Origin of the sequence: Pseudoalteromonas sp. SR45-6, from assembly GCF_014163545.1 — a bacterium.
GTDB classification, from domain to species: Bacteria; Pseudomonadota; Gammaproteobacteria; order Enterobacterales; family Alteromonadaceae; genus Pseudoalteromonas; species Pseudoalteromonas rhizosphaerae.
This window is the reverse complement of record NZ_JACJDM010000035.1, coordinates 1-7,236: the sequence shown is the minus strand read 5'-3', so window position 1 is coordinate 7,236 and position 7,236 is coordinate 1. Positions and strand designations below refer to the sequence as shown.

Sequence of the window (7,236 nt, the reverse complement as noted above, 5' to 3'; positions counted from 1 at the left end):
GCCTGAAACGAGTTAAACCATTCAGTTGTCCTAGTGACACATATTCTGTGTCCCCATCGTCTAGAGGCCTAGGACACCGCCCTTTCACGGCGGTAACAGGGGTTCGAATCCCCTTGGGGACGCCATTTACTTTTTTTAAGTAATGTGCAAGAAAGTGTGACACCGCACTCTCTATACACAACGTTAACAAGAGTACTAATCTCTTGGGACGAAACTTACTATTTATTAGTAAGATAGCTTTTATTAAAAAGCCTGTAACATCAGTTTAACTGCATTTCTATAGTTACTTCAGAATTATTCATCCAAGTTAAAATCTAAAAATTAAATCTTTTATATAATAATTCCTAAATTTTATTAGTATCTTTCCCTTTCTTATATTCAGCTTAAATAAACTTCATCTATGTTAGCGTACATATAAACGTCCAAATAAATAGGAGGTTATATGGCAAGTGGATGGGCACGAGAGGGTGCAATTCAAGATCAAATTGATGCCAGCGTTAATGATGCTGTGCAATATGCTAGAAGTAATTTAGTTTCTGGAGCTAGTGCCGAGCTATGTGAAGAATGTGATGAACCAATACTACAAGCACGAAGGCTCGCGTTACCTGGTGTGAAGTATTGTGTAAGTTGCCAAGCTGAACTAGAAGGTAAAGGCACGCTTTCTAAAGGGTTTAACCGACGTGGCAGTAAAGACAGTCAATTACGATAAAAAGGTGCATACAGCACCTTTTTTAATATCGTATCAGAGTTGAGCTTAAATAAATAAAAAGCGGATTAGCAAACCTATTACATATATTTGCTAAAATTTACTCATATTTTCTTTCTTCTGAATTAATTCAATTGAGTAGCCATCTGGATCTTTTACAAAAGCAATTTCTGTTGTGCCGCCTTTAACAGGTCCTGGCTCACGGCTAACATTGCCGCCAGCGGCCTTGATATCAGCACAGGCTTTATAGATATCATCAAACTCAATGGCGATATGACCATAGGCATTGCCTAAATCATAGCTGTCGGTATCCCAGTTATAGGTCAGCTCAAGTACTGCTGTGTCTTTTTCATCGCCATAGCCTACGAAGGCTAGGGTATAGCGATACTCTTCGTTATCAGCACGGCGTAACTCTTTCATGCCGAGTACTTGAGTATAAAACGCAATTGATTTATCTAGATCAGCAACCCGTAACATGGTGTGTAATAAACGCATTTAAACCCTCTTTAAAATTCACATAAATTTTTGATAACGCAGCTACTCTGTAACTACTGCTGCGCTGTTAAAATATCAATAATCCGATTATAAATTATTTCTGTGAGCAACACAGTATCATTGCCATTAGTATTTATAAACTGCACAACGACTGTATCGATATCTTTATAATAACGAGCAATGCTTGAATACCCTAATACCCAACCTGTGTGCTCATATTTATAGAGTGATGCGTACAAAGCTTGCTCTTGTTCACTAAAAAATGTGCCATTATTTAATGCCACAATAAAGTCGCCCACATCTTGTGCTGTTGCCACATACCCTTGATCAAGTGCTTTAAAATCATTTTCGTAGCCAACATAATAGCCACTCATTAATAGCGCTAAATTTATCTCATTTACAGACTCGAAGGTATTCGTTAAGCCCAATGGCGTTAAAATCTCGTTTTTAATAAATTGGTTATGGTCATAACCCAGCACATTAGACATGATTTTCCGCAGCAACAAATAATTAGTATTAGAATAGCCGTAATCAGCATTAGGACTAAAATCAGCGGGTTTATCGAGTACTAATGCAAGTGGGTCAGGGTAGGTGATTGACCAATCGAAATTATCAGTGTCTGTGTAATTGGGTATGCCACTTTTGTGTTTTACCATCATTCGTAGTGTTATCTTATCTGCATTTTCAATGCGTCCAATTAATGATGGAAGATAATCAGCCAGTGTTTTATCTACATCAATACGTCCAGCGGCTGAAAGTTTGGTTAAAGCTGCTGCATCATATAACTTTCGAATGCTGCCAATTTTAAAAAGTGCACTAGGGTAAGCGGGGATTTTTTGATCTCGATTATGCCAACCGTTTGCAAAAAATTCAGGTTGCTGTCCTTGTCTATGAATATACACAATAATGCCATCGACTCCTTGTTCAATAGCCTCTTGTGTTTGTTCTTTGATCGTCGCCGGTAGCGGTTGCAAGTAATATAAAGCAAACTGCCAAGGGGCAAAAAAGTATATGCTCATGATGGTGACAATAAATGCAGCAATGCGCATTAAAGTAAGCGTTTTTTTGTTCTTAACTAGCATTATTACGTATCCGCTTCATTTATTTTGTAGTGTAAGGGTCAGTTCTTTAATCTACTATACTTCGTATTATTTACTCTGTCTTATCTTTAAATTCTGACGTGATATTACCTAATACTAACATGAGCTTAGCACACCAAGTTCTATTAAAGTGGCCTAGAATTATAACGCACTAAACAGCAATATCGTGTGACATTGCTGTTTAGTTATAAGGAGTTCGACTGTATTAAAGTATATTTTTACTTTTGAACTTTGCCCTTAAGAACATAGATTTCACCATCAAAACTCCCTTGAATCGTCAAACCTTGTCCTGCTAACTCTTTAAGGTACTCTATATGTTCCTCTGTAATATGCTGTCCCGGCACCAAAAGAGGAATGCCTGGCGGATAGGGGGTGACTAAACCGGCACAAATACGGTTGTTACTTTTACCGATAGGCACAGATTCGCGCTCGCCATAAAAGGCATCGCTTGGAATACACGCTAAGTCTATGGCTGGTAGATTCTCAGGCAAGCGAGATCGTCGCGTCGATTTTGACAACTTCACTTTACCGCTGTCGAGTTTTTTGAGCGCATTATAAAGACGAATTATTTTTGAGCGCGTGCCGCCAAGCGTCAGTAACACTAAGATGGTGCTGTGAGTGTACTTCTCTATTTCTAGGCCAATTTCATCCAGCAGGTATTTATGAATATCCTTTAACGAATAAGGTAATTCGCTAATATCGATGAGAATTTTTAGCGGATCGTGACCCATGTTATCACCACTAAAGTGCGGAAATATTTCCATAAAGTCTTGCTTACCTAGCACTTTAATTTGCTTAAGTGAAGCCATCTGTTGTTTAAATTCTTCCACATGGTTTAACAAAGCATTGAGTAACTTATAGCCTTCCATCTCTAATTGCTTTTGGCACACATCAAGCGACGCGATAAGCTGATATTTTGGCGATGTACTAGCGTAAATACTGTAAATCTCGCGAAAGAAATCAGCATCGAAATCAGGGTCGTTAACATGAATATAAGACGCTTGAGAAAACGCCGATACCACTTTATGCGCCGAATGAGTGACGTAGTCAGCGCCAGCATGAATGGCGGAATAGTATCGTAGGCTTGGATGAAACAGCGAGTAAGCAAACCATGCCTCGTCAATAAATACTTTAATACCATGTTGATGGGCAAAATCGACCACCTGTTTCAGATCGCTCAGTAGGCCATCGTAAGTACAACCGGTAAGAACCAGTAATTTTGCATCGGTATTTTGTTCTATCGCTTGTTTTATATCGGCCAACGACGGCGGCGCAAAAATGCCATATTTAGGATTTAAAATACTCGACAAATAAACAGGTAAACTCGCTGATTGCAAAATGCCATAGTGCACAGATTTATGACAATTGCGGTCGATGATCACTTTATCGCCCTTACGCAGCAATGTCTGCAAAATGATTTTATTTGAGGTAGACGACCCATTGGTAACGAAATAGGTATGCTTGACTTCAAACGTCGCCGCTGCTGACTCTTGCGCACGGCCAATGGTATTAGTGCTATCTGACAATGAACCTAACGAATCAACAGAAACCGACAGATCGCCCACAAACACATTACGACCATAAAACTGATAAAAATCTTTAATATAAGGAGAATTTCTAAAGCTCGAGCCGCCACTGTGACCTGGTGTATGCCAAGAATCGTTTGCTTCGCCAACATAGCGGCGGTACGCAGTCCAAAATGGGGTCTCTGAGCGGTCATCGAAATCGTTGATCATATAGCCTAAAATTGCTTCAGGATCAGAAATTACCTCATCTTTAAAAAAGAAAGACTCAATCTCCTCCGACTCATTAACGATTTCAAGCCCTTTCGTATCATCGCCAATAACATAAACAGGCAGCTCAAGGCGGATCCCCTTTAACTGCTCGATAAAGCGACTATAAGTGCGTTCGCCAACCTTATTTTGCAAATCCCAGCTAAGCACTACAGCCTGAATATCACCATCTTCCTCTACAATGTCCAACGCTTGTTTTAGCTCAAGACGCTCAATAATATCGATATGAATATCATCTCGCTCAAAATTGACAATGGTCTTCGACAGATTCGTTGAAAGCTCTTGTAAGGTGACTGGATCTTGCTCAATTAACAAGATACGAAGTATTGGTAGCATAGGAATTCTCGCAATAAAATTTCATAATGCTCAACAGCATAACTAAAGGATTGACGCTTGTGAAATTAATACTTTGAAAATATTCTAATAATTACGCCAAATCACGAATAAACAGATTTTATTTAAATTGATTTTCAAGGTATGGAAAATGAAAGGTGCCAAAGTTAGGCACCTACTTTAATAAACAGAAAAAAGACTGGAATGCGAATTAATCACTGAGCTTATTCTTATAAGCCTGATAATTGAGGTTTATAATTAATAATCGTTTAAAATGAAGGTGTTTTATCTACAGGTTTGGGTCTATATCTACTCAGTTTTATCTTTAAACTCGCACAAATCTTCAATAATACAGCTGCCACATTTAGGCTTACGGGCTGTACAAACATAACGACCATGTAAAATAAGCCAGTGATGTACGTCTACTTTAAATTCTTTTGGGATCACTTTTTCGAGCTTTTAACCGCGGACCACGTCTTTACCCATAGTAAGCTTAGTACGGTTTGATACACGGTCTATATGGGTATCTACAGCAATGGTTGGCCAGCCAAAATATAATGAACCTAGAGCGAAAATACTTACTTTTGCAAGACTGCTTTGAGCGAGAAGCAGCCGCTCAGCTAAAATCTGCGCCTATTACGTTATGAAATTTAAAGCCTAAGTTCATAATATAAATTACATTCCTGAGCCATTTTTGATTTGCTTATCTCAAATCCACATTTCTCTAGCACTTTAATAGAAGCAATATTGTCAGTTTCAACACCTGCAAGCAGGATGCTGGCTTTAGCTTGGTTTTTATAATAATTGACCAACGCAGTTAAAACCTCGCTTGCATAACCTTTCCCCCAATATTTTTCACCAATCAAATACCCTATATTAAAAGAGACAGGACTTACATTTTCTTCCGTCTTATGGATAAAAACAAACCCAATAATTTCATGTGATTGCTTTAACTTAATTGCAAGTAAATTGCTTTCATTAAACCTATCATTCAACCAATTAAGTGCTTGTTTAGGCGTTTCAATACCTTGCCAGCCAATAGGGAGTGCCTTCACTACTTGCGGTGTAAGCAGCTCGACTACTTTTTCTACCACAAAAGTTTGATTTTCTAAAAATATCGAAGCACAGGAATAAACCGAAAGATGTTCACTCGTGAATAAACTGTTATCACTTGATATATCATTAGTTGTCATATCTGCCATCCTATTTTCAATTAAGCACTTTCATCTTCTAGCATTGCTTTTCGAAACTCTTGTGTCATTTGATGCCCCTTAATAGCTGGGACTGCGATTGCGCTAAAACATAAATTGCCAAACATAATGAGTAATGCTGTCGCTAAAGCATCTAAAAACCAAGCTATTGGCACACCTAGTACACCAAGATATTGTGGCATAGAAGTTAAGCTCTCAAGCGTACTAATGCCAGTTATACCGTGCAATGCTAAGGCAATCCAAAAGCCAAAACAAAATGGACAACGCCACGCATCATATAGATAAGCTAAAGGTTTAGGCAATCGCTTCACTATCCAATTGAACCAGTTTCCCCAATCAGGAAGCTTTTCCCATATCAATGTATGTAGAGCTAATCCCATCAAAGCCAATGTTAAACTCATCTAAAAATCTCCAGTCATTAAATTGTAGGTATGCCAAATATCGGCTTTTTGTTTTGTTAGAATCTATTATTCATTCAATGTTCGAGTTTTTATATGGATACCTCTACGCTATAATCGGCTTATTGTTCGTTTAGCTGAAAAAGGGGGGTAAATGCATTCGGAACATACGATTAGTATTGGGCATGAATTTATTGACAACTTAAGTGGCGAAGAACACGGTTCTCAAACAGAATATATTGTTACCTTTATTAATAAAGGCACTCTAAAAATGCATCATAGAGGAGTAGTGGAATTAGACGCTAATATGTTCACACTAATTCCAGCAGGTATGCCCCATAGTTTAATTGAAGGCGAAAACTTGGATGTGTGGTGGGTCAGTTTTTGCCCAAGTTGCCTTGGTTTCAATGAGAATGATCCCTTAATGCGTCCATTTCGACAAGTTCGATTAGGTGCTCTACCTATTTTAAAGTTGGATGAAAAGCGTTTATCGAGCATAACATTTATGTTTAATGAACTTCAGCAAGCATTAAAAAATGCACATACTAACTATTTGGAGGTTTATAGGAGTCTACTAATTTTGATTTTATATGAAATTGAGAAGGCCACACAATTAGAAAAGTACGTTGTTACAGGCTCTAACAAAGTTGTCTCAGCGTTGGATTATATTCAGCGGCACTTTTTAGAGCCGATTTCACTGAAAGATGTAGCAAAGGCCATCCATTGCAGCCCATCACACTTAGCTACGTTAGTGAAAAAAGATACGGGATACTCTATTGGAGATTGGATTACTAGGAATCGTTTAACAGAAGCTTGTTCAAGATTGTTACATACAAAAGCTCCCATAAATTTGATCGTTGAAGAGCTTGGTTGGAATGATACTACTCACTTCATCAGACAATTTAAAAAAGCATATGGCGATACCCCAGCAGCATGGAGAAAGCAACAGAGAGCAATATTAAATGAGACATGAAGTACTAATTTTGGCAGGGGATCTATTCAACATCCGTTCATGACACAAAGCAGGCTTTGATTACTCTGTTTTCTCTTTAAACTCACACAAGTCTTCAATAATACGTAAGCGTCTAGCAAAGTGCACCTGCCAGTAACTCGTCAAACCGATTAAACTATTTCTTAATTTCAATTAGGAGATAGCCATGAGAAAAATGCGTAGCCTTGAGCAGTGGCGCAACATTATCG

The 7,236-nt window shown here is 38.3% G+C and carries 7 protein-coding genes, 1 tRNA gene and 1 pseudogene; 3 read left to right on the top strand and 6 right to left on the bottom strand.

What is annotated here, in order from left to right; genetic code table 11:
- Positions 1-49 precede the first annotated feature (49 nt).
- A tRNA-Glu gene (locus tag H5158_RS14690) sits at positions 50-125 on the top strand.
- A gap of 317 nt (positions 126-442) precedes the next feature.
- The gene (locus tag H5158_RS14685; protein WP_145240701.1) at positions 443-709 is read left to right on the top strand and encodes a DksA/TraR family C4-type zinc finger protein; all 267 of its coding nucleotides are present in this window, start codon (positions 443-445) and stop codon (positions 707-709) included.
- A gap of 90 nt (positions 710-799) precedes the next feature.
- On the opposite strand, the gene gloA is transcribed toward H5158_RS14685, so the two are convergent.
- The 6 genes and pseudogenes from gloA to H5158_RS14655 form a co-directional block, all read right to left on the bottom strand.
- Entirely contained in the window at positions 800-1,201 is a 402-nt protein-coding gene (gene gloA, locus H5158_RS14680; RefSeq protein WP_145240703.1) for a lactoylglutathione lyase, read from the bottom strand.
- 53 nt (positions 1,202-1,254) lie between these two features.
- Positions 1,255-2,286, bottom strand: coding sequence for a serine hydrolase (locus H5158_RS14675; RefSeq protein ID WP_182740345.1), 1,032 nt, complete (start codon positions 2,284-2,286; stop codon positions 1,255-1,257).
- A gap of 233 nt (positions 2,287-2,519) precedes the next feature.
- On the bottom strand, positions 2,520-4,430 hold the full coding sequence (locus H5158_RS14670) for an aminotransferase class V-fold PLP-dependent enzyme (protein WP_182740329.1): 1,911 nt from the start codon (positions 4,428-4,430) through the stop codon (positions 2,520-2,522).
- Between the two features lie 306 nt (positions 4,431-4,736).
- Positions 4,737-4,979 (bottom strand): annotated as a pseudogene (locus H5158_RS14665) (endonuclease III); the annotation flags it as partial.
- A gap of 98 nt (positions 4,980-5,077) precedes the next feature.
- Positions 5,078-5,620 (bottom strand): GNAT family N-acetyltransferase, encoded by a 543-nt coding sequence (locus tag H5158_RS14660; protein ID WP_182740328.1) that lies wholly within the window; start codon positions 5,618-5,620, stop codon positions 5,078-5,080.
- 20 nt (positions 5,621-5,640) lie between these two features.
- Positions 5,641-6,039, bottom strand: coding sequence for a hypothetical protein (locus tag H5158_RS14655; RefSeq protein WP_182740327.1), 399 nt, complete (start codon positions 6,037-6,039; stop codon positions 5,641-5,643).
- A 151-nt stretch (positions 6,040-6,190) separates the two neighbouring features.
- Here H5158_RS14655 and H5158_RS14650 point away from each other — a divergent pair, with 151 nt between their 5' ends.
- On the top strand, positions 6,191-7,009 hold the full coding sequence (locus H5158_RS14650) for an AraC family transcriptional regulator (RefSeq protein WP_182740326.1): 819 nt from the start codon (positions 6,191-6,193) through the stop codon (positions 7,007-7,009).
- The last annotated feature ends 227 nt before the right edge of the window (positions 7,010-7,236 follow it).